This window comes from Candidatus Pantoea deserta, from assembly GCF_003813865.1.
In the GTDB taxonomy this organism is placed as follows: domain Bacteria; phylum Pseudomonadota; class Gammaproteobacteria; order Enterobacterales; family Enterobacteriaceae; genus Pantoea; species Pantoea deserta.
The window spans coordinates 1-685 of the sequence record NZ_RMVG01000066.1 but is presented as its reverse complement, the minus strand read 5'-3'; the positions used below and the strand labels follow the sequence as shown (position 1 = coordinate 685).

Here is a 685-nt window from a genome sequence, read left to right as displayed (position 1 = left end):
CAACTATTTTATACGCGGTATGACTGCTCCCCGGCAGATTTATTACGATGTGTTGATTGAAAGTGATACAGAAATGGTTATAACCGATGATCCTATTCGTTACCGGGACGTTGAATGGCGTCTTGTCTGGGAGGACACCCGCTATTGCGATGGTATCATTCCTGATGAATCGGACTATTTCCTGGATGATGAACCGGGTAAACGTATTACCTGCCGGACTGGCGAACAATGCCCTTATTCTGGACAATGGTCCACACTGGCTGGTGGACACCAGCAGTTTATTGAAGTTCAGGCAGGTACGTTGATGCCAGAGGCCACGAAATATCGGCGTGATATGTACGCACCTGAAATAAAGCTTCCTGCGACCTGGAGCCTTTTGCAGCGAGATGACGGCGGTCGTGTTTTTATCAAATCGGATGGAGAATAAATAACAAGGGCGGTTTTTAAATTCCGGCTGGAACGGGCTTATCCGGTCCGTGAGCTTATTATTCAGTGGCGGAAAACTTACGCAGCGCATTCTGGCTGAAAACGGCATCTGGTTCCGCAACGGCGTCAACACCACCACCGGACTTGATACGGTGAAGCGTATGGCTGGCATACGCCGCTCACTGACGGGTACCGAGGTGGGGACTGCCTTTGACGGCGGTGATCCTGGTTGCCCCCTGAAAGACGGTAATGCGACCTG

At 50.8% G+C, this 685-nt stretch carries 2 protein-coding genes; both read left to right on the top strand.

Features of this window, described 5'->3' with window-relative positions; translation table 11 throughout:
• Positions 1–427: Imm72 family immunity protein (locus tag BBB56_RS23425; protein ID WP_255420560.1), on the top strand; the 427-nt coding region annotated here is incomplete at its 5' end.
• Positions 428–476: 49 nt separating this feature from the next.
• Positions 477–685, top strand: a 209-nt coding sequence (locus tag BBB56_RS24000) for a hypothetical protein (RefSeq protein WP_369409927.1), incomplete at its 3' end; no start/stop codon positions are given.